This window comes from Bradyrhizobium lablabi (assembly GCF_900141755.1).
GTDB classification, from domain to species: domain Bacteria; phylum Pseudomonadota; class Alphaproteobacteria; order Rhizobiales; family Xanthobacteraceae; genus Bradyrhizobium; species Bradyrhizobium lablabi_A.
On sequence record NZ_LT670844.1, the window covers coordinates 1074953 to 1096651 of the forward strand.

Annotated in this window: 22 protein-coding genes; 4 read left to right on the forward strand and 18 right to left on the reverse strand. The window is 61.0% G+C overall.

Going from position 1 to position 21699, the window contains the following annotated elements; genetic code table 11:
• Window positions 1-21: 21 nt before the first annotated feature.
• A complete protein-coding gene (locus tag B5526_RS05095) occupies window positions 22-1674 on the reverse strand; it encodes a fatty acid--CoA ligase (protein WP_079537218.1) in 1653 nt (550 codons plus the stop codon).
• Window positions 1675-2069: 395 nt separating this feature from the next.
• Here B5526_RS05095 and B5526_RS05100 point away from each other — a divergent pair, with 395 nt between their 5' ends.
• Window positions 2070-3158: an AraC family transcriptional regulator gene (locus B5526_RS05100; protein ID WP_079537219.1), complete on the forward strand. Its 1089-nt coding sequence runs from the start codon at window positions 2070-2072 to the stop codon at window positions 3156-3158.
• A 211-nt stretch (window positions 3159-3369) separates the two neighbouring features.
• Here B5526_RS05100 and B5526_RS05105 read toward each other — a convergent pair whose 3' ends face one another.
• Window positions 3370-4407: a cupin domain-containing protein gene (locus B5526_RS05105; RefSeq protein ID WP_079537220.1), complete on the reverse strand. Its 1038-nt coding sequence runs from the start codon at window positions 4405-4407 to the stop codon at window positions 3370-3372.
• A gap of 256 nt (window positions 4408-4663) precedes the next feature.
• On the opposite strand from B5526_RS05105, the gene rclC reads away from it, so the two are divergent.
• Window positions 4664-5290: a reactive chlorine resistance membrane protein RclC gene (gene rclC, locus B5526_RS05110; RefSeq protein ID WP_079544705.1), complete on the forward strand. Its 627-nt coding sequence runs from the start codon at window positions 4664-4666 to the stop codon at window positions 5288-5290.
• Between the two features lie 925 nt (window positions 5291-6215).
• Here the strand turns inward: rclC and B5526_RS05120 are convergent.
• The 12 genes from B5526_RS05120 to B5526_RS05165 form a co-directional block, all read right to left on the reverse strand.
• A complete protein-coding gene (locus tag B5526_RS05120) occupies window positions 6216-7202 on the reverse strand; it encodes a hydrogen peroxide-inducible genes activator (RefSeq protein ID WP_079537222.1) in 987 nt (328 codons plus the stop codon).
• A 201-nt stretch (window positions 7203-7403) separates the two neighbouring features.
• The gene (locus B5526_RS05125; RefSeq protein ID WP_244562199.1) at window positions 7404-9587 is read right to left on the reverse strand and encodes a heavy metal translocating P-type ATPase; all 2184 of its coding nucleotides are present in this window, start codon (window positions 9585-9587) and stop codon (window positions 7404-7406) included.
• Entirely contained in the window at window positions 9584-10309 is a 726-nt protein-coding gene (locus B5526_RS05130; protein WP_079537223.1) for a sulfite exporter TauE/SafE family protein, read from the reverse strand. The genes B5526_RS05125 and B5526_RS05130 overlap by 4 nt, the downstream gene beginning before the upstream one ends.
• Before the next feature lie 61 nt (window positions 10310-10370).
• On the reverse strand, window positions 10371-10496 hold the full coding sequence (locus B5526_RS39380; protein WP_283807602.1) for a hypothetical protein: 126 nt from the start codon (window positions 10494-10496) through the stop codon (window positions 10371-10373).
• A gap of 12 nt (window positions 10497-10508) precedes the next feature.
• On the reverse strand, window positions 10509-10634 hold the full coding sequence (locus tag B5526_RS39385; RefSeq protein ID WP_283807603.1) for a hypothetical protein: 126 nt from the start codon (window positions 10632-10634) through the stop codon (window positions 10509-10511).
• Window positions 10635-10647: 13 nt separating this feature from the next.
• The gene (locus tag B5526_RS38370; RefSeq protein ID WP_079537224.1) at window positions 10648-10866 is read right to left on the reverse strand and encodes a hypothetical protein; all 219 of its coding nucleotides are present in this window, start codon (window positions 10864-10866) and stop codon (window positions 10648-10650) included.
• The gene (locus B5526_RS05140; protein ID WP_154071135.1) at window positions 10811-11014 is read right to left on the reverse strand and encodes a hypothetical protein; all 204 of its coding nucleotides are present in this window, start codon (window positions 11012-11014) and stop codon (window positions 10811-10813) included. Before B5526_RS05140 ends, B5526_RS38370 begins: the two co-directional genes overlap by 56 nt.
• Window positions 11001-12686 carry a cbb3-type cytochrome c oxidase subunit II gene (locus B5526_RS05145; protein WP_079537226.1) on the reverse strand — a complete coding sequence of 562 codons (1686 nt, stop codon included), beginning with the start codon at window positions 12684-12686 and terminating at the stop codon, window positions 11001-11003. The genes B5526_RS05140 and B5526_RS05145 overlap by 14 nt, the downstream gene beginning before the upstream one ends.
• Window positions 12683-14125, reverse strand: coding sequence for a cbb3-type cytochrome c oxidase subunit I (locus B5526_RS05150; RefSeq protein ID WP_079537227.1), 1443 nt, complete (start codon window positions 14123-14125; stop codon window positions 12683-12685). Before B5526_RS05150 ends, B5526_RS05145 begins: the two co-directional genes overlap by 4 nt.
• A 158-nt stretch (window positions 14126-14283) precedes the next feature.
• Window positions 14284-14748, reverse strand: a complete 465-nt coding sequence (locus tag B5526_RS05155; RefSeq protein ID WP_079544707.1) for a c-type cytochrome — start codon at window positions 14746-14748, stop codon at window positions 14284-14286.
• Window positions 14749-14759: 11 nt separating this feature from the next.
• Window positions 14760-15890, reverse strand: a complete 1131-nt coding sequence (locus B5526_RS05160) for a metallophosphoesterase family protein (protein ID WP_079537228.1) — start codon at window positions 15888-15890, stop codon at window positions 14760-14762.
• Window positions 15891-16008: 118 nt separating this feature from the next.
• Window positions 16009-16713 carry a carboxypeptidase regulatory-like domain-containing protein gene (locus tag B5526_RS05165; RefSeq protein WP_433994639.1) on the reverse strand — a complete coding sequence of 235 codons (705 nt, stop codon included), beginning with the start codon at window positions 16711-16713 and terminating at the stop codon, window positions 16009-16011.
• A 222-nt stretch (window positions 16714-16935) separates the two neighbouring features.
• Here B5526_RS05165 and B5526_RS05170 point away from each other — a divergent pair, with 222 nt between their 5' ends.
• A complete protein-coding gene (locus tag B5526_RS05170; protein ID WP_244562201.1) occupies window positions 16936-17553 on the forward strand; it encodes an SCO family protein in 618 nt (205 codons plus the stop codon).
• 70 nt (window positions 17554-17623) lie between these two features.
• Window positions 17624-18853, forward strand: coding sequence for a 5-aminolevulinate synthase (gene hemA / locus B5526_RS05175; protein WP_079537229.1), 1230 nt, complete (start codon window positions 17624-17626; stop codon window positions 18851-18853).
• A 99-nt stretch (window positions 18854-18952) separates the two neighbouring features.
• On the opposite strand, the gene B5526_RS05180 is transcribed toward hemA, so the two are convergent.
• The 4 genes from B5526_RS05180 to B5526_RS05195 all read right to left on the reverse strand — a co-directional run bounded on the left by B5526_RS05180 (window position 18953) and on the right by B5526_RS05195 (window position 21442).
• A complete protein-coding gene (locus B5526_RS05180) occupies window positions 18953-20221 on the reverse strand; it encodes an FAD-dependent oxidoreductase (RefSeq protein ID WP_079537230.1) in 1269 nt (422 codons plus the stop codon).
• Window positions 20218-20469 carry a c-type cytochrome gene (locus tag B5526_RS05185; protein WP_079544710.1) on the reverse strand — a complete coding sequence of 84 codons (252 nt, stop codon included), beginning with the start codon at window positions 20467-20469 and terminating at the stop codon, window positions 20218-20220. Before B5526_RS05185 ends, B5526_RS05180 begins: the two co-directional genes overlap by 4 nt.
• 163 nt (window positions 20470-20632) lie before the next feature.
• Window positions 20633-20959 (reverse strand): thiosulfate oxidation carrier complex protein SoxZ, encoded by a 327-nt coding sequence (gene soxZ, locus B5526_RS05190; protein ID WP_079537231.1) that lies wholly within the window; start codon window positions 20957-20959, stop codon window positions 20633-20635.
• Window positions 20960-20980: 21 nt separating this feature from the next.
• Complete coding sequence (locus B5526_RS05195) at window positions 20981-21442, reverse strand: thiosulfate oxidation carrier protein SoxY (protein WP_244562203.1); 462 nt, start codon at window positions 21440-21442, stop codon at window positions 20981-20983.
• Window positions 21443-21699 lie beyond the last annotated feature (257 nt).

The window sequence follows — 21699 nt, forward strand, 5'->3', positions numbered from 1 at the left end:
GCCCGCAAGATCGTCGAACGGCTACATGCCGCCGTATTTTTTGCGCAGTTCCATCTTGTTGATCTTGCCGACGCTGGTTTTGGGCAACTTGTCTATGAACAGGATCGTTTCCGGGATGGCGTATCTGGAGATGATGCCCTTGTCGGCAAACACTTTGAGATGCGCCTTGACGATTGTGTCGTCAGGGGCGTTGGAGTTCGTGGAATCCTTGACCACCAGCGCGAGGGGACGCTCGCCCCATCTGTCATCCTTTACGCCAATGACTGCAGCTTCCACCACGCCGGTGCACTGCGTGATCAAATCCTCGATTTGCAGCGAAGACACCCATTCACCGCCGGTCTTGATGACGTCCTTGAGGCGGTCGGTGATGTGGACATAGCCGTCGGGCGTCACGACGGCGACGTCGCTGGTGTGCAGATAACCTCCGGCCCAGAGCTGCTCCGAACTCTCCGGATCGTCAAAATAACCTTGGGTGAGCCACGGCGAACGCAACACGATCTCGCCGGCAGACTTGCCGTCATGTGGCACGTCCTTCATATCCACATCCACGATGCGCAGATCGACCAGCGGCGCCGCCCTCCCGGCCTTGGTGCGGACTTCTACTTGCTCGTCCGGATTACCGCTGAGGTCCTTCGATTCGACATGAGCAACGGCTGCGATCGGACCGGTCTCCGACATGCCGTAGCCCGCGAAGATGTCGATACCGGCAGCCAGCGCCTGTTTGGCGAGTGTCTTGGGCAAGGCCGAGCCGCCGATGACCATCTTCAGTCCGGCGAGATCCGTCTTGGCCGCAGCCGCCGCGTTGAGCAGTATCTGCAGGATCGTCGGCACGCCGTGCGTGAACGTGACTTTTTCGGTCTTGATCAGTTTAAGCAGCATCGCCGGATCGTATCGGCCGGGATAGACTTGCTTGACACCGGCAAGCGTGGCTGCCCAGGGAAAGCCCCAGGCGTGGACATGAAACATCGGCGTGATCGGCATGTAGACGTCATCGCGCGAGAACCGCCCCTGCTGGCTCGCTCCGCCAAAGAACGCCAGTTCGCACAACGTATGCAGCACGAGCTGCCGATGGCTGTAATAGACTCCCTTGGGCAGGCCGGTCGTACCGGTCGTGTAAAAGGTAGTCGCCTGCGTATTCTCGTCGAAATCGGGAAAAGCATAGTCGGGCGAGGCCGCCGCGAGCAGGCTCTCGTATTCGCCGACAAAAGACAAACTCCCCGCCTGTGGTGAAGGCTGGTCCGACATCACGACCAATGTCCTGACCTTCGTCAATTGCGGCTTGATGCCTTCGAGCAATCCGACGAACTCGTCGTTGACGAGAAGCGTCGAGGCGCCGGCGTGATTGATGGTGTAAGCGACTTGTTCGGGCGAAAGCCGGACATTCACGGTCTGCAGCACCGCACCCATCATCGGGATCGCAAAAAAGGCCTCAAGAAATCGGTTGCTGTCCCAGTCGAGAACGCCAACGGTCTCCCCAGGACGCACCCCGACCTTGTCGAGGGCCGATGCAAGGCGACCGATGCGTTCCTCAATCTGCCGATATGTGAAACGCTTTAGATCGCGATAGACAATCTCCTGATCCGCCGCATGCAAGAGCGGTGTGTGCCACAATTGCTTGAAGAGCAGCGGATATTGATAGGCGGATTTGGCGACCTGAATCAGCCTTCCGACCATGGCGGCCTCCCTCCACTTCCTGCACCCTCTAGCTTTGTTGCCCCCGCCATTCTGAACGAGCGGATTGCCTGGGCTGCCGTCCTGCCGCCGCGTAGCCCCAGCGGGTCGGATATTAGCTCCAAGCCTTGCTTGTGGCTCGAAATTTGTGAAGGTTCGAAACGGTCATGGACCGGGTCGATTGGGCCAAATTCGGCGAGGCGCTAACGGTCCATGCTGCTTTGCAACCAGAAAACGCTGGTCCGATCGGTTTTGGGGTATCCGCAAAATCTGTTTATCGTGTGGTGGGGATGAAATCGCAGTCTAGCTCTGAAGACCCTCATTCCGTTTCGTCTTTGCGAATAACGTGAGCTCGAACGCGTCGATTCCGTCCCGCGAAACACGAAAGGCACGATCCCGTGCAAAGATCGAGAGAGGTCCACAAATCCTTCGCCAGGCGAACTCAGCCGGAGGCTGTAAGCGGTATCTCCAACGTAGGCATCGGGGAGAAGGTTTACGAATCAACCAAGCTCGCCGCCGCATACGACACGCTGGTCAATCAGGGCGGTTCGGCCGAAGACATCCTGCGCGGCGTAAATATCCGGTCCGAAGAAGTGCACTCCCCGAAAACGCGAATTTCGCTAGGCCAACTCATGAGGGCCTATCAAAACGCGATTGAACTATCGGCCGACCGGCACCTGCCGTATCGCATCGGAACAACCATCCATGTTTCGACTTACGGAATGTACGGCTACGCTATCCTGTGCTGTCCTGACTTCCGCAAGGCGATGGATTTCGCAACAAGCTATCACGCGCTTGCTGCGCCGCTCGCCACCATCGAATTCAGGGAAGAAGGAGAACGTGCGACCTGGAGCATCGAGCCCATCCTGCATTCGGTTGCCGACCGACGGCTCTACCGGTTTATCGCCGAGTTGCAGATTGGCATCCACATATCGCTGATGCGCGATATCATGGGCCCGGCGTTCGCACCGCAAGAGATTTGCCTGTCTTATCCGCAAGCGGATGACTTTGGTCTCACTGCGGAACTGGTCGGCTGCAGCGTCCTTTTCGTGCAGCCCACCAATCAAATTGTGTTCAAATCTCGCTGGCTGGATCAAGCCGCGAGCCTCGGCAACAAGACGACGTATCCCACGATCCTCGCCATGTGCGACGATCTGCTCGAGGACCTGAACTTGCGTATCGGCGCCGCTGGCAAGATCCGCGCTATCCTGCTGCGCGATATCGCAAATCCGCCGACCTTTGATGCCGCAGCCAAGCTTCTGGACGTCAACGCCAGATCGTTGCGGCGCCAGCTTCAGCAGCAAGGCATTTCCTTCCGCGGACTGCGCGATGAACTGAGAGCTCAACTCGCGCTCAAATACCTTCGCAGCACAAATCTGGCGAACGAGGATATCGCTCTTGCGCTGGGGTTCAGCGACGCCGCGAATTTCAGGCGTGCATTCCATCGCTGGACGAATAAATCACCCAGCGAGGTCAGGGGCGAATAAATCCGGGCTCGATGCGCATCCGCGCGAAACGGCTGAAGCGTTTTCAAGCCAGAGGCGTTACAGGAGCAGCGCTTCGCTGGCAAATCAGTGGGGTTCGCCGCTGGATATCTGTTTTGAGCTGACGCCAGCGAAAGATTAGTGTGTTGCGCTGACCAGTTGAACCCGCCGCCAGAGACGGTCATTCCCAGATGGTCCGAGACATCGGGCCTGATCAGGTCTGAGCGTCTGAGGCCGATTGGATGTCATTTCTTACTCGCGATCGCCCCTCATGACGGGCGCGGAGTCTACCGGGCGAAATCCCGTAACGTTTCCGAAACGCGCGCGCGAATGCGCTCTCGGAGTCGTAGCCGACGGCTGCCGCCACCTGCGCCAGGGTTCCAGTTGTCGAGCCGAGGCGATGGCGTGCCAGACCAAGCCGCAACTCGCTCAGCAAGCCGAGCGGCGGAATATCCCCCTCCCTGCGGAAGATCCGAACCAGGGTCGCGCGCGAAACATGCGCTTCGGCCGCAAGCTCGTCCAGCGTCCAGGGATGCGCGGGAGCTCTCAACATAGCGGTGACGGCTCTGGCCGAAGACGACGATGCGAGCAGCCGCAATATGCCGCTCGACGACGCGGACTGTTCGAAATGCAGGCGAAGCATCATCACGAAGAGAGCGGTGGCAAGCTCGGTGGCAATCGTCGCTGCGCCCGGACGCGCGGCCTGCAGTTCCTCATCGATCGCCTGCACCAGCATGCGCATCCGGTCGAACAGCGCCCCTCTGCCGATGCTGAGCACGATCGCCTTTGGCAACGCGGCAGTGACGAGGCTATACATGGCCCCCTCCAACCGCAGCCGGCCGCAGATCATCTCGGTGTCGCTCGCGCCGCAGGTGTTGGTCTTGATCCTGATCGCGTTGTTGTATTCGGTTCTGATCGGCGCTCCGGAGCTTCCGCCACGGCTCGCCGATCGCACGACGTGGGAGTCGCCCTGCGGGAGCAGGAGGATGCTGCCGGCTTCCAGCTTGAACGTTTCGCCGGAATACCGCTCCAGCAGGCAATTTCCATTGGTCACGATGTGAAATTGGGCAAAGCCCGCCGGCTCCGCTTCGTGCACGACCTCCCATTGCAAGGCAAATCGGCACACATCCTGAATTTCCGGGCGCGCCCGGAACAGGGGAGCAATCGCACTGAGCGGGTCGAGAGTAACCGGCTCAGTCGCGTCGTCTGGATGTTTGATCCGGCCGGCATAGGTTTTGCGCCGCGAGAGCATCGCCAATTCCCCGTTCGCCCCAATTTCTCAAAGCATCGAATGAATGAGGAGAATGTAATGCGCATGCCTGGCAGTTCAGAAGCGCAACGATCACGAATACGCGATGAAGAAAACATTCATGAGCGGCGCCCTTGCTGGTCCTGGCTTATCCCGTTCACGGCTGCACCGCGATCGCTGCATCACGGTGCATACCGCAGCGACCCCGACGCATTCGACGGCGCCGCCGAAATCAATCCCAACGCCCAAGGAGAAACTCATGATCGGCTATCTTCGTCTGCCGCTTTCCTGGATCGCTCATTCCGATCGGGTCGGCATCCCGCTGATGCGCGTCACCATCGCGATCGTCTTCCTGTGGATCGGCGCGCTCAAATTCGCGCCCTATGAAGCCGACAGCATCACGCCCTTCGTCGCTAACAGCCCGTTTATGTCGTTCTTCTACGAGCATCCGACCGAGTACAAGGCGCACCTCACGCGCGAGGGTGAGTTGAAGCCGGCCGAGCGGGCCTGGCAGACCGCGAATAATACCTATGGCTTTTCCGACGGCCTCGGAACCGTGGAGATAACGATCGGCCTGCTGACGCTGTTGGGCGTATTTTCGCGCCGATGGGGCATCGTGGGCGCGACGCTCTCGTTCCTGACGGCGTTCGTCACGTTGTCTTTCCTGATCACGACGCCAGACGCGTGGGTCTCTGCGCTTGGCGATGCGCAGCACGGCTTCCCTTATCTGTCAGGCGGCGGGCGGCTCGTGCTGAAGGACATCATGCTGCTGGCCGGCGGCCTGCTGATCATGGCTGACAGCGCCCGCGCCTTCCTTGAGGCGCGCCCTTACGCCAAACTTCAGACGATGACGGTCAGCGAGACCTCCATTGCCCCGGCCGAGTGAGCGCAGCCGGTTGCCACCGGAACCTGCAGCGCGGAAACAGTCTGGAACAGTATCTGCCAATAGGCGACATGGTCCGCCTGCTTGAAAATGAAAGAGGCTGCCGACCGGGCGGCCTCTTGTGTGGGCGGCCCGCCGCGGACCGAAGGGCCACGCCATCTGGTGTAGTCGCTTTTGGACGTTGATCGCCGACGCAAGTTGCGCCGATAGGACAAGAGATTGAGCCGCTCGAAGCGGGCATCCGCCAACGTCTGGACTTCTTAAGCCTCGCGAGCGGGATGTTGAGTAGCGGCTCACTACGCGAATTGAGCCCTCGCAGCACGAGCACGGCCTCGCCAATTCCTGGCTCGCCGAACGAGATCACGGCCTCTCGAAACCTCGGCCGCCGTTGACACTGGAAGCGCGTTCAGTTCAGCGTCGCTCAAGTTGGTTGTCTCTAGATTTTCTTTGATCGCTCGGTGCACACATCGTGCACACGCCGCCTTCTATCTAATTGAACAATTATTGGCCTCTCGCTCCAATCCATCATGGTCAAGTTTGAGCGAGCTCCAGCCAGAAACCACTAACAAAGGGTCACATAGGAATCGTGCGACAGAAAGAATCGCCCGCAGGAGTGGCTTTGGCGGAGACCTTGGACCAGAGGACGGAGATTACTGGGTTCCAGGCGGACCATGTCCGGTGGTAGGCCCAAATCAAGGACGCGCAACTGCCGAAACCGATATTCGCTGATGGCGGCTATTTAAAGAGCGACCGCAGCGTCCGATGGCGCTGAAGGAGAGTTTTTCTGGAGTCGTCCGCCGCAGAACGTTTATTGCTGCCTCAATGTCCAAATCTCCGCCTCAAGCGCTGCCCGCGACCGAAGCAGCCGGCGCAGGTCTGGATCTTTCTCGTCGACCCGACGATCGGTGGGCGGTCGCGGACCGTCTGTTCAGGTTACGGACGTTCGAACCTTAGCCGGGGTGTTTGTTGGGGCGGCGTGACGCGCTTCAACGTCTCGCAAGCGCGACGCTGAAGCGCTTTTCGCTCCCTGGACCTTAAGCGCCTCGACCACCATTTCGCCGAGCGCCAGGAAATCGGCTTTGCGCGGCGAAGTCGATCGCCAGGCGAGGCCGATGCTGCGCTTGGGCTGCGGCTCGACGAACCGCAGCAGCTTCACCCGGTCATCACGCACTTCGGCGTCGATCGCGACCTCGGGCAGCAGCGTCACACCATAGCCGCTCGCCACCATCTGGATGATCGTCGTAAGGCTAGTAGCACCGAGGTTGGAATCGGCATCGCTGCGGCGCGCACAATAGATGAGCGCCTGCTCGCGCAGACAATGCCCTTCTTCGAGCAAAATCAATTTACGCGCATTGACGTCACGCGTCGTCACGCGACTACGCTCAGGCAAAGGATCGCCGGCAGGCACCGCCAGCAGGAACCGGTCGTCGAACAGGGTGAGTGTCTCGAGCTCCAACTTGTCGATCGGCAGTGCCAGCAGAACCACGTCGAGCAACCCATGTGCAAGCCGCGTTAGAAGCGCATTGGTCTGCGTTTCGAGCAAGTCGAGGCGCAGATCTGGATGCTGCCGATGCAGCTCGGGCAGCACGCGCGGCAACACGTAGGGTGCGAGCGTCGGGATCACGCCAAGCCGCAAGCTTCCGCTGAGCAAGCGGCCGCCGCTACACGCGCAATCGGTGAGATCGCGGGTGGCCCTCATGATCGCGCCGGCGCGCTGGGCAACCTCAGCGCCGATTTCAGTGAGCACCGTGGCGCCCTGGCAGTGCTCCACCAGCACGGCGCCGAGCACTCTCTCCAGCTCGTGAATCTGCATCGATAATGCGGGCTGGCTCACCGCGCATTCCTGCGCTGCCCGACCGAAATGCCCGTGTCGGGCGAGTGCATCCAGGTACTGAAGCTGGCGTAGGGTCAGCATGTTGGAAGGATATACACCGCTGAGAGTCTAAGAGCCAAGATAAGAGTCTAGGAGCCAAGACGGATATCAAGAATTCTTATCTGCCTCATCAGGCTGCTGCAAAGCAGCATCGACCTTTTGATGGCGGGCGCGCAAGCACAGAAGCAATGATGAGCATCGCTTCCACCTATTCAGTCGCCGATGACCATTCTCAATCCGAGTTCAGGTATCATTCTTGGCCCCTGCCCAACCAAATCGGTGAACGCCAAGGCCGTGGCGAGCGTTCTCTGTCTCGGTGCTCGACCGCCGCCCCGGAACCGGCGTGCGGACCGGATCGGGCATCCGTTCTAGGCGGAGTGAATTCAGCACCACCAGAACGCTTGAGCCGGCCATCACCGCCGCGGCAAGGACTGGCTGCAGAAGGCCGAGCGCGGCAAGGGTCAGCGCAATCAGGTTGTATCCGAACGCCCATAGCAGGTTGGTGAGGATCGTCATACGAACCGCGCGGGCCACATCGACGACCCATGGCAGCATCCACAACCCATCCCGAGGCAAGACCAACGCGGCAGTTTCGCGGGCGAGGTCGGTCGCGGAACCCACGGCGATACCGACGTCCGCGTCGGCGAGCACCGGCCCGTCATTGAGGCCATCACCGACCATCGCCACTACTCCGTACCGTTGGCGCTGCCGATCCAGGGCAGCCCGCTTTGCCTCCGGCGACAGGCCAGCCTGTACGTCAACGATCCCCACCGCGACCGCGACTCGTTGCGCCGCATGCGCGACATCGCCGGTCAGCAGTATCGGGTGTAGTCCGCGGCTGCGGAGCGCGGCGATCGTCGATCGCGCCTCGGGAAGCAGCGAATCGTCGAGTGACAGCACGGCGCGAACCCGATCACCCCAACCGACGTAGATCACCGAATAGCCGCTCGCTTCCAACGACCGCGCACGCTCGCCCAGGGCCGGCGCAAGTGACCAACCCAGTTCGCTTATCAAAGCGCTGTTCCCAGCCACCACAGCTTTCCCGTCTGCATTCCCTCGGATGCCGCGGCCAGGCAGGATCCGGACGTCACCTGTAACCACCGGCTCGAGGCCGCGTGTCGCGGCCGCCATGGTGATGGCGCGGGCCAGACCATGTTCGGAATAGCGCTCCAACCCGGCAGCCCGTGCGAGCACCTCGTCAGCCCCGGCGCCATCGCTCTCGATTCCAACAACATGTGCACTGCCCGACGTGAGCGTGCCGGTCTTGTCGAACGCGAGCAATCGCGTGCGCGCGAGGGCCTCGAGCACGCCGGGGTCGCGGACCAGGCAGCCGCAGCGTGCCAACCGCCCGATGCCGAGCGAGGTCGCAAGCGGCGCGGCGAGTCCCACCGCGCAAGGGCAAGCAACCACCAGCACCGCAAGACCAAACAGCAATGCCCGCTCGAGAGGCAGCCGCTGCGCCCAATAAAGCATCGTCAGCCCGCCGAGGGCCAGAACGACAGGCACGGAGGCGCCGACCACGCGGTCGGCAATGCGCTGGGTCGGGCTGCGCCGAACCAGCGCGTCCCGAACTGATCGGCAAATCTGTGCCCAACGGGTTGCGGTTCCCGCGCCACTGCTTTGGATCAGGAGCGGACCATCGAGATTGATGCTGCCGGCGATCACGGGCGAACCGACGCTTTTTGCAACTTGCCGGCTTTCTCCGGTGATCACGGCTTCATCGGTGTGGGATTCCCCCTCGGTCACCACGCCGTCGACCGGAATGCGCTCCCCCGGCCGGACCCGAACCAGCATGCGGGCGTCCACCTCCCGCACCGGGCGGCGGGTCTCCGCCCCGCCATTGACCACGGTGGCGCACTCGCTTTCCGCCGCCAAAAGAGGTTCGAGGTCGCGCGCCGCCCTGGCGCGGCCAGCCGCCTCCAGATAACGGCCTACGGTGAACAGCATCAACACCATGGTGGCTGTATCGAAGTAGACATGCGTGCCGCGCTCGATGACGGCAAAAGCCGAATAAATGTAGGCGGCACTGACGCCGACAACGATGAGCGCCGAGGACCTCAAGCGCCCCTGAACGCCATCGAGCCAGGTCTCGCGAAGGAATGGTCCGCCGAGGATGACAAAAGCTGGCGTCGCGAAGATCCAGAGCAGGAGGTGAACCCAAGGAAGCAGCCTCGCATCGACACCTGTGAAGGCACCTGTATACAGCAGGAGGCTGAACAACATGATGTTCATGGAGAGAAAGCCGCCCACGCCGAGACGGATCAAGAGCCAGGCCGCCTCCCACTCTTCACTCTTCCCGCTCCTCACCTGAAAGGCGATACAGCAGCCATAGCAGCAGAACGCACAATTCTCGCCGTTCACAGTGCGCCGCATCGCGCGCGGCCCGATGGTCAGCAAGCAATGGCGGCACAAGCGATCGTCTGTCATGCGGGATGTCCTCCCGGCCAACCATGTGCAATATGCGCGGCGATCGGCAGGATGCCACGGCCGATGGTGATAAGGCCGAGCAGCAGAATACAGCTGCCAGCCAACCACACGCCCCGTTGCCGCCACGCCGGCGCAAGAACATGGCCAACACCGCCCATCATCAACATGGCGGGGAAGGTCCCCAATCCAAACGACGCCATGGTGAGAAAGCCGGGAAGCGCTCCGGCAGCGCTCGCCGCCTGGGCAACGAAGGCATAGACCAAGGGACACGGCAAGAAGCCGTTGAACACCCCAAAGGCCAGCGGCGCGGCGCGGCCACGTGCCGTCAGCAGGCTGCGCAGAGATATGGCGAGCGTGCTGCTGCCGAAGCCACTCGCAAGGCGATGAAAGCCTTGCAACAGGCCGAAGAACTGCAGCGCCATGCCGATCATGAGCAGCCCCGCGACAATCGCGAGGATTCGCTGGGCGGAGTCGAGGGAGCCGCCTACGAGCGAGACCGTCATTCCCTGTGGCGTGCATATCACCTGGCCCAGCGCGCCCGCGAGCCCGCCCAGAAAGCAATAGGTCGTCAATCGGCCTATGTTGTAGAGCAGATGGCGCAGGACGGTCGCAGCGTGCCCATGCGGGTCGCGGCCGAGCGCGCAGGCAAAGCCGCCGCACATGCCGATACAATGAAAGCTACCGGCAAAGCCCGCGGCGAAGAGCATAAGATAGTAGGCCATGGCAGATTATCCTGCCAAACCGCCCGAGCTGATTGTGCCGGGTGGCGCTGCTCCGTTATCGCTACTTCATTCGCACGAGGTAAGCCACCCAGACGAAGAAGCCGATCGTGAATATCGCGAAGCCGAAGAAAGCGATGGCTTGCTCCGGGCTCGCATTGGCGAGCGAGAAAACCGCATTCGGCAGCATGCTCTCTCCTGTTCAGCCGAAGTAAACCCGGACCACGTTCATGGTGAGTTCGGAGATCAAGAAGATCAGGTTTAAGGCTGCGACCGCTAAAATGATGATGGCGATCAGCACTCCTGGCACGTTCTTCGTCAGCCGCATCGCCTCCTCCTGCTCATCCCGGCCTTCCCGGCCCTAGCCCACCCCAATAGTTCAAGAGGTAATAGAGCGCCCAGATGAAAAGCACCGCGTAGACGACCAACAGCCACGCCGGTATATGCCCGTGCCACGCCTTGATGTAGCCACCTGCATATTCCTCCAGCTCGTGGGACGAGCTCTCACTCGTCGGCTTGCTCGATGTGCTTGTGCTCGATGGGCGCGTCGATTCGGTCATTTTCCACCTCCATGCGATAGAATCTGATGGCCGCCTCATCCGTGCCGCTGAAGGCGCCCGAGAGTACGCCCCACACGAAAATGCACAGCGCACCGATGCTCATCAGCAAGGCGACCACGTAGGGTCCGATCACCTCAAAATCGGTCATGACTCACTCTTCTTTCTGCGGGGGTGGCAGCCAGCGTCGCGCCGGATGTCGCGGCGCGATGCGTCGCACCCCCACCCGGAACATAGGCGTCGTCCGGGGAGCCCGCCTCCAGCTTGGGATCGTCGAGCGCCGCACGATCCGCGGCCGAGATCGGCAGCGGCTCTCCAGTGAGTGGGTCCTTGAAGGCGGAGAGCGAGAGGACGTAGTAGGCAAGAGCCCAGCGGTCCTGCTCCGGCAACGAGTCCCTGTAAGTCGGCATTGGCGTTCCGCTCAATCCGGTGCTCATGGTCCTGAAGATGTCCCCCACCGCCGGACCTGACTTAAACTGGCCGCTGGTGAGGTCGGCGGGCCGGCTCGGGAAGCCGAAATCGTCCTTCAGCCCCGCAGCCTTCTCGCCGTCGCCCTTGCCCGTGTTGCCATGGCACTCCCAGCACTTCGCACTTTGCCACACCTCCTTGCCGTGAGCGACGACGTCCTGAGAGGAAGCCGGGGGCCGTCCGATGTACAAGGGCGCGCCGGGAGGCTCCTCGTTGAAATAAGCATAAGGCTTCGCCGGTTCGGTGCGGTCGACTGCCAGCTCATACTTGATGTACTGGATGACGGCGAGACGATCCGTCAGGGGCAGCTCATACCAGGCCGGCATCGCCGTGCCGCGCACGCCACGGGTGATCGTCCGGAGCAGGTCGCCATCGGTGGGCACCGGCTTTTGGGTCAACCTGAACTTGAACACGCCCAAGGTGAAGTTCCGCGGGCGCTGATTGAAGATGAAGGTCGCGGCAGGCCCATTGCCGTCGCCTTTGGCCCCGTGGCAGCCCAGGCACCGTCGCTCGTATACCTCCTTGCCGTAGGCTATCCATTCGTTCGAACGCGGTAGGGTGGCGTCCGTAACCTCGAGCTCCTGCGGCTCGAACAGGTCGCGCCATTTTCCACGATTCATACCAAGCTTCTGGACATAACCGATCAGTCCTTGGAGCTCTTCCGTTTCGGCGGCGATCTTGACCGTGTCGCCGGTGTATTCCTTGTTCGGTGTCAGGACGACCGGGAACTTGCCGCGCGCCTGCATCGGGACGAACAGCAGTCCGTCGGCGTTTGGTGTGAGCTTGGCCTGCTCCTTGGCCGCGAAGTCGAAAAGCCTTTGGGTAACCGGCGTTTTTTCCAAGGCACGATTGCCGGATCCATCATCGACGATCTTGACTGGCTCCTCGGGCGCCTCGAACAGCCCCCGATAGGGCGACATGATCGAATCCGGGGAGAGCTGCCGCGGATTCCAGAAATGGGCGAGATGCCACTCGTCGCTGTATTTAAGCCCGACCCGCGTCAAATCCGGTCCGATACGCCGGGTGCCGAACAGGTGCGGCACGTCGTAGGCGTATTCGCCGGCCTCGCTCACCGGACCCCAGCGGCGCGTCTCGCCGGTTACCGGCCGTACATACTGGGAATGGCAATACCAGCAACCCTCGCGCAGATACACGCGGCGGCCGAGCTCCTGCAGCGGCGTATAATCTGTGGCCTCGGTCAACATCCATTTGAGCTGGCCCAAATCGGTGCGGACGACCGCGGTCACCCGGTTGGTGCGCGCTGATGGTTCGACGAAGGGTAGAATGCCTTGAGTGGCGACGGCGAGGAAGAAGAAGAAGACACCAGCCACGAGGGCGACAAAACGCGCGTTCATTCGGCCGGCCCTCCGGCGCGAACCGGGGCCGCCCCGGGTCTCGGCATCGGTTCCCTCGCCTCGCCCGGCCTGGTCAGCGCTGTCATCATCAGATTGATGACAAGCAGGGACATCCCGATGTCCATGCTGATGCCAGAGAGAGTCCGAACTAGCCAATAGGCCTTCATCCGCACCACGGTGTCGACCCACTCGGTGCCATTCATCCACTCGAAGCCTTGCTGGAGACCGGCGGCGGTCAGCACCAGGCCCATGGTGGAAATGCCGACGGTGATCAGCCAGAATGACCAGTTACCGAGCGTGAATGACCACAGCTCGCGTCCCCATAGCCGCGGCCAAAGATAAATCAGACCACCCATTGCCCAGATCACGAACGTCCCGAACACCGTGAGGTGGGAATGCGAGATGACGAAATCCGAGAAATGGGTCGGCTGCTGGATCGAGCGCAAGGCCTCGACCGAGCCCTGGAAGCACCCCAACAGATACATGAGCGAGCCCGTGATCAGGAACTTCGCCGGGAGATTCTTCCCGAAACCGTCCCACCGGCCCTTCACGGTGCCGAAGAAGTTCACGAGCACCGTCCACACCGGAATGATCAACAGCATGGAGGTGACGATCGCCAGCGTCTCGGCCCAATCGGCGATTGGGCTGTAGAGATAATGATGGATGCCGACGAAGGGATAGAACAGCGCGAGGGACCAGAAGCCGACCAGCGAGAGCTTATGGGCGTAGAGCGGATTCTGCACGCTGAGCGGGAGGAAGTAATAGATCAGCACATAGCCTGCCGGCGTGATCCACAGGCCGACGATGTAGTGAATGTAGAGACCGTGGAAGGCCGCGCTGTTGATGCCTGAAATCGTGTAGGGCAGGATGAAGCTGCCCAGAATGAAATTCATCGTCGTCCATATAAAGGCGGCGATGAGGTACCAGAGCGCGACATACAGCGCTGGCTCGAGGCGCTGCGCGATGGTTGCGATGAATTGCGCAGTTGCCGCGGCTACTACGAGCATTAACGGGATTTCGGCGAACAGCGGGAGCTCGCCAGCTTCGAGCCCGTGATTGTAGCCGAAAGGCAGCGAGATGAGCCCAGCTATGAGGGCGAGGCTCCACACCCATGCCAGCGCTACGCCCCACTCTCCCCAGACCACCCGAACGCCGCATAGGCGCGGCACCAAGTAATAGCATTCGCCAATGAACAGGGTCGAAAAAGCGCCGAAGATGACGCCGTTGACGTGGACCGGTCGGAGGCGGCCGAACGTCAGCCCTAGATTATTAGTGCCGAGGTAATCGGGATAATTGAAGAGGCCGGACAGCGCTACGCCGACCGAGGGGGTGACTATGAGCCAGAACATCCCCCAATAAAGCCACGTCAACACGACCCGCCGATCGACCAGCTCATCCAGGTCGATGCCGGTAAACCTGCCATGCAACGTTTCTGCCATTGCACGCCCTCTCCGCCGTCGACGCGGCCTCAAGCACCACTGCTGAAATCGATAGGACCTCTATTTCATCAAGGATCATCGCGCGGGCGGGCCTCGAGCGGCCCCGTCCGCGAAAGCTGGTACTGGGACCTATCGCTCCGTGTCGCACAGGAACAGAACTAATACTTGCCCGGGACCAACACCGAGCCGGTGTTCGACCAATAGATGTATGCTTCCAGGGCCTTCATCGCGTCCGAGTCAGAATCGATCTTCTCGCCCTGGTTGGGTTTCTCGATACACCAGTTGATCATGTCGCGAAGCGTCGCGAACTTGTTCATGCTGACCTGAAACTTCGGGAACGCGTGCGGATGCGTGTCGGAGGCAAAGGGATGGCACATCGCGCAGGCCATCCCCGTGTTGGAGAGTATCACGTTCATCTGTTTCGCGGTCGTGGCATCGCCGTGGAACAAGAGGTCGCCCTTTTTGACCTGCTCCATGAAGGCTTCCTCGTAAGCTTGCAACTGTTGGGGTGTTACCGGGTCCTTATTCGCATTGGCAGGGCCGACGAGAACCGCAATCGCAGCCAGCAGGCCAACGAGCGAAGCGATGCAAAGAGCGAACAGGAATGTCGTTCTGGTTGTCATGGCCATCCTCCCTAGTACGGCCCGATCTGGTCGGCGACCCGCGGCCGCAGGATCTCAGGCTGACTCAGCGAGGAGTCCGGCGCCGACTGAACGAAGACCTGCTTACGGCCCCACATGATGTACTCGTTCTCGATCCGATCATTGTTCATGCTGATCTCGCTCCGGCCGACGCCGTCGTAGAAATCGCCGGGGTCGGCGCGGATCATCGGCTTGGTGAGCTTGGGCACTCCTTCCGGGGCATAGGGCCAAGGCCAGGAGGTCGCCAGCATGCCGATCGAGCGCATGGTCCCGATCTCGTTATAGAGCACCTGATGGACGTGACCATGGATGTTGGTGACCTTGGTATAAGGCTTCAGCACGTCATTGACTTCGCGCCAGTCACGCACCCAGAAGTTCCAAGGCGGGTAGTACTCGTAGAGCGGATTATGGCTGAAGATAACGACCGGCCTGGATTTATCCCAATCGGCGAGGATCTTCTGCAGCCAGTCGAGTTGGTCGCGGCCCACGCCGGCCCACGGGCCGGCGACGCTGCCGTCGAGGGTCGCCATGTGGCCCATGCGCTCCTCGGGAGTCATCTTCCTCACCGTCCAGTAGTCCGGGCCGCGACTGACCGTGTCGAGCCCGACAAAGCGCACACCCTTGTGATCGAACGTCCAGTTGGGCTGGCCGAAGAGCTCCCCCCACTTCTTTCCCATGTCCAAATACCAGTCGTGCTCGCCCGGGATGAAGACCTTCCGAATCTTTATCTCTTTGAGGAGCTCATTGCCGAGCACGAGTTCCTCGATTTTTCCGAGCTGGGCCAAGTCGCCGCCGAAGATCATGAAGTCGGCAGGCGGGCTCATGGCCTGGACCTCGTTTGCTGCGCGCACCACCTTTTCGACGAAGCGCGTGTTGAGAGACCTCGGATAGAGATGGGTGTCGGAAACCCAGGCAAACTTGAACGGCTGCTCGGCAGCGTGGGCGACGTCGATGGTGTTGAGCAGCGGCCACCAGGCGAAAGTCTGAGCGACTGTAGCCGCACCCGTCAAACATGATTTGTGGATGAAAGTGCGCCGAGTAATCCGGAGCGAGGGGTCGGGACGAACCCCGGGCCGTTGGAGCACCGCGACCATCTCACGTCGTTCACGATCAAGCTCAGACATGGGGCATCTCCTCTCGACGGATCGCTTGCTTTTTATGGATCTCTCTACCGCTTTATGGGACCTCGCAGATTTCTCGGACGTTGCATAAGAAGGCGACCTGCCGGCTTGGCCAAGTCGCCTATTGCTTCTTCAATTCGATGGTCAGATTCGTGGGCTTGCCTGCCGTAACAGTTACGGGTTGCTGAATGGGGCCGGTGAAGGATTGGATCGCTACCAGGGTGAAGTTCCCGGGCGGCACGTCGGTGATGCTGAACTTGCCATCGGCGCCGGTGATCGCGTAGTAGGGGTTGTCGACGACATAAATCCAACCTTCCATCCAGCCGTGCGCGTCGCAGTCGATACGCACAATGCCTGCTCGCGTCAGCTCCGTGGGAATTCGCTGCCCCTGGTTCGGCAACGCCATGTTGAAGGCGGTGCGCTTCCCGTAATAGCCGTGGGTGTTGTGCAGTATCGGGTCGTCGTTGACGACGTCCAGGGGACCCGCGCGGATCACCTGAACCTCAGGCTCGAAACGGCATTTGCGATTGTCGAGTTCGGGCGTCTTACCAGCTGCCGGCCATGCTTTTCCCTTGGCCACCTCGACCAGGTACACGACCGCGTTCTTGACGCTCTTGTCGGGCCCAACCTCGATCAGCGGCTCCTCGCGGATGCCGCCACACACCTCGACATCCTTGTTCGGGATGACCTTCCGCGTCGGCACCACGTCGTTAAAGACGACTTTGCCGACGATCGTTCCGCCGCCCGTGACCGGGCCCGCTTCGTAGGCGCGCGCGGGTACAGCAATTGTCGCCGCGAAGACGAACGCGAACAACCCGCTGATGATCATTTTAAAGATTTTCATCAACGGCACCCCCCTTCGAAAATTTCATGGCGAGAATCCGATGCTGGGTAATTCGAACACGAATTTGACGGAAACAAAAATCAGCAATTCTTAAGTGAGCAATAAGAGCAACAGCGCTTCTTAACCTGCCGATAAGCAAACATAATAGCGCCGCGGTGCCAAACTCGCTAAGTTAGCAGGCGAAATGGTGCGGAGATTGCTCAGTTGCGGACCCTTTCCAGCATCGTTCTCTCGGCAGCACTGATCATGTGCCAACTGTCGGCAACGCAGGCTGCCACGCCGTCCGTGACGGTCGGCGGCAGTTTCGTGCTCACGGCACCCGACGGCACAGCGGTCACCGATCAGACCTACCGTGGCAAGTGGCTGTTGGTCTATTTCGGGTACACCTCCTGTCCCAACACCTGCCCGACGGCTCTTCTCGAAATCGCCAAAGCCCTCGAGACGCTCGGCCCCGGCGCCGCCGAATTACAACCAATCTTCATCACCGTCGATCCGCAGCGTGACACGCTCGAAGTGATCGCGGAATACACCCAATCTTTCGATCCACGGATCATCGGTCTCGTCGGCAATTCGCAGCAGACCGCCGCGGTCGCCAAGGAATACGGAGCCTATTACGTCCGCCACAACACGGGACCTGGCGCCGAGGACTACGTCATCGACCACAGTTCCTATCTCTACCTGATGGACCCCAGCGGGCAATTCGTGCGCGCCTTCGATGCCGACACGCCAGGTGAAAGCATTGGCGATGCGCTGCGCCAACTCATGGCGCGATCTCGCGAACGAGAAAGCCATTCGGGTCTCGCGGGGCAGATGAGGAGATAACGACGAGTCGTAACAAAGGTCGTTGCGGGGACTATTCGACAGCGGCCACGGCCCCGGAGGAGGCCGAGGCATGAACTACGATGGCTTTTTTTCCGACGCGATTTCGCGGCTGTGGGATGAGCGGCGCTACCGTGTTTTTGCGGACCTCGAGCGCGTTGCGGGCCGATTTCCCCGAGCGATCTGGCACTCCCCGCAGGGTCCGCGTGATATCGTGATCTGGTGCTCCAACGACTACCTCGGCATGGGCCAGCATCCGAATGTCATCGACGCCATGGTCGAGACCGCGACCAGAACGGGTACGGGTGCCGGCGGGACGCGAAACATTTCCGGCACGAATCATCCGTTGGTCGAACTCGAGCGGGAGCTCGCGGATCTACACGCCAAGGAGGCGGCGCTGGTCTTCACGTCGGGCTACGTCTCGAACGACACCGGCATCTCGACCATCGCAAGGCTGATCCCGAACTGCCTGATCCTATCGGACGCCATGAACCACAACTCGATGATCGAGGGCATCCGGCATGCGGGAAGCGAGAGGAAAATCTGGCGGCACAACGATGTCGATCATCTCGAGACATTGTTGCAGGCCGTCCGGCCGGACCGGCCGAAGTTGATCATTTTCGAGAGCCTTTATTCGATGGACGGTGACGTGGCCCCGATCCGTCGCATCTGCGACCTTTCCGAGCGATACGGCGCCATGACCTATCTCGATGAGGTCCATGCGGTCGGGATGTACGGCCCGCGGGGCGCCGGAATCGCTGCGCGCGACGGCGTCATGGACCGGATCGACGTGATCGAAGGCACCCTCGCCAAGGCCTTCGGGTGCCTCGGGGGCTACATCGCCGGAAGCGCGCCGCTCATCGATGCTGTTCGCTCGTACGCCCCGGGCTTTATCTTCACCACGGCGTTGCCACCGGCGATCTGCGCCGCCGCCACTGCGGCAATCCGCCACCTCAAGTCCTCGCAGTGGGAGCGCGAACGACATCAGCACCGTGCTGCCCGGGTGAAGAGCGTGCTGAGCGCGGCGTCGCTTCCGATCATGCCGAGCGATACTCACATTGTACCGGTGGTCGTCGGCGATCCGAAGAGATGCAAGGCCGCGAGCGACCTTTTGCTCAGCGAGCATCGCATCTATATCCAGCCGATCAATTATCCGACCGTGCCAAAAGGAACGGAGCGCCTGCGCATCACGCCGACGCCCTGCCACGACGACGTCATGATCGATCAGCTCGCCGAGGCGCTCCTCGACGTTTGGGACCGGCTCGAGCTGACGCTCAAGGACGGAGCAATCGCGGGAGAATGACGGCTGTCCCCCGCACCGAAGGGGGACTGCGAGCCGGCGGCTCAATTCAATCGTCCTTGCGCTTGAGCCGCGCCGCGCGCTCGTCTGAGCCAGAGATCATCAGCCGAACACATCCTTGGTGAATGCGGCATACCAGCCGTCCGCCTCGCGCACCAAGCGTCGGCGAGTCTCGGCGTCCTCACCCACTTTGCTCAGGAAGAAGTCGCTGATCTTGATCGCACCGGTTGCGGCCTGATAGCCGATGGCGCTGCTCATTGCATCATCGGGGGCGACGATCGTGAAGCATGCGTTGAACAAGTGAGGCGGAAAGCGCTCCGATCCGGTGAGTGAAGCAGCGATGGCGAAGGCGCATACCTTGGCCTGACTATTGGACGCAAAGGCCGATTTTGACATCTCGCCGGCGCTGGCCGCATCGCCTACGACGTGGATCCCCGGCTGCAGCTTCGACTCGAACGTCATTGGATCGATCGGACACCAACCCGACTGATCCGCGAGGCCCGCGTCCTGCGCCAGTTGGCCGGCCATTTGTGGCGGGATGACATTCGCAACGGCGGCTCTGAAAGTGTCACCCGCCGTTTTGACCGATCGGCCCTTCACGTCGACTGCCTTGATCCCGCCGGTGAATTGGGCCGGTAGCCACTCGATCATTCCCGGATAGTGGCGGCTCCACGCGTCCTGGAAGAGTTCCTGTCCGAAGAAATTGTCCTTCGCGTCGAGGATCAGGATTTTCGCCCGCGGCTTGTATTGCTTGAAATAATAAGCGACCAACGAAGCGCGTTCGTAGGGGCCGGGCGGACAGCGGAACGGGTTGGGTGGAGCAACGAGCACAAAAACACCACCATCCTCCATGCTTTCCAGTTGCTGTCGCAGCAGCATGGTCTGCGGCCCGGCCGTCCAGGCGTGCGGGAGGGTTTGCGTTGCGGCCTCGTCGTACCCCTCGATCGCGCCGTATTTGAAGGCGATGCCTGGAGCGACGACGAGGCGGTCGTATGGCAGCCTGGCGCCGCTTTCAAGTCCGACAGTCTTTGCCACCGGATCGATAATCGCCGCCGAATCATGGACGATGCTGATGCCATATCGCTGCGCGAGCCCCTCATAGCCATGAATGAGCGACTCGAACGAGCGAAGTCCAGCGAGATAAAGGCTGCTGAAGAAGCAGGTCGTATAATGCTGTTTGGGCTCAATTAGTGTCACGTCGACCGTTGCGGTGCTCATGGCCAAGTACTTGGCAACCGTCGCACCGCCGACGCCGCCGCCGATCACGACGATTCGCGCCTTGGCCTGGCCGGTCACGGCGCGCGGGGTAAGCGCCGTGAGGCAGGTCGCCCCCGCAATGCAGCCGAATTCGCGACGCGTCCAGCAGTTCATGGTCGCTCGGTTTCCTTTCGTTGCGCGGCGAGATAGTGGACCACGGTCGCAATCTCCTCGCTACTGAGCGAAAGGGCGACGGTGTGCATGATCGAACGCTCGCCCGACTTGAAGGCCTGCAATGCGCCAGCAAGTTTCCCCTCGTCCAGCCCAATGATCGACGGAATCCCAATGTCACGGCCGTCAAGGCGATGGCATGCGGCGCAAGTCGCGGCGAGCTGGGCGCCTCGATTGTTGTCTGCCGCCAAGCTCTCATGGGCGATGAGAAAGACCGGGGTTGCGCAAATACAAATCTGGAGCGCAATGAACGCGCGCGCACCCGGCGCGTTTCCGTCGCAACGACATTTTGCACTCATGCGGCCTGCCTCTCGGCATCAAAAGGAGCAGCAGAAATCACAGGCGGCGCCGGCATCAACTGACCACAAGATTGTGCGCCAACCAATATCCGGCGCCGCCGTCTTCTTCCCATATGAATTCGAGCCGACCGCTCTCCGTCGCCCGCAAGTAAAATTCGACATAGGGGTTGGCGGCGACCGCTTCGTGGAAATCGACCTTGAACACCACGACGTCGTTGTAGCGGCAGGCGAACTTATTGATGATCTTGCGCGGGATGACGTTGCCTTGGTCATCATGCCGCAGGCCAGTCTCCATCTGGTGGCTTATCAGGGCTTTGACCTGAAGGATTTCACCCTTCGCCGCAGCGCTTGGCACTTGCACACGCGGTACCGGAGTAAACATTCTCCGCCTCCTGCCAGGATGTCAGATGCAGCCGTTGGTGGCGACCTCAACCCACGCCTTGGCCGTCAGCAGCGCGCCGTCGTTCATTTCGGCTACTGCCACGATATATTGCGGTTCGGCGATGCGAATGCGCGTCGACACGCGGGGTTCACTGCGCCGAGGGGGGAAATAAAAGGTCGCGACGTCGATGATCGGGTTCCGCGGCGCCAGCACGCGGACATACCTCACGTAGTCGGTTTCAGTCATTGGGCTGTCGATGTCGAGCGCCAAGGGCACGCTATAGCCATTCGGAAACACCGGCGGCATCGCCAGGTGAACGCGATCCGATTCTGTGGGAATTTTTCCCGTCAACTGCTGGATCAGCTTCACGCCATCGTCGATCGCGAGCGCGCTCGGCAGCGAGACGAGGCTGGCACCCCCCACACAGGTGGCCGTCAACAAGGCACGGCGCGTCAAACTTATCGTCGCGGTGTTTTCAACCATGCAAACCTTCCTGCGGTCCGGCGACGCATGGGCGGCAGTAAATTATCTCCCGGCGGATGTGCCACGAGGGCACATCAATCCGGCAGCTCCCCGGTAACGGTCTTCCGTACGGCTACCACTCAGACGACCAAAGAAGCGTCCTTGGAACCGTTGCGCACTCTTTCAGAACCCGGCAGATGCCGACCGTTTGTAGATTGTAAATTTATACGCTGGCGCCGGCCGCGTAAAGAATTGGCCGGCATATCCATGCGCGCCGT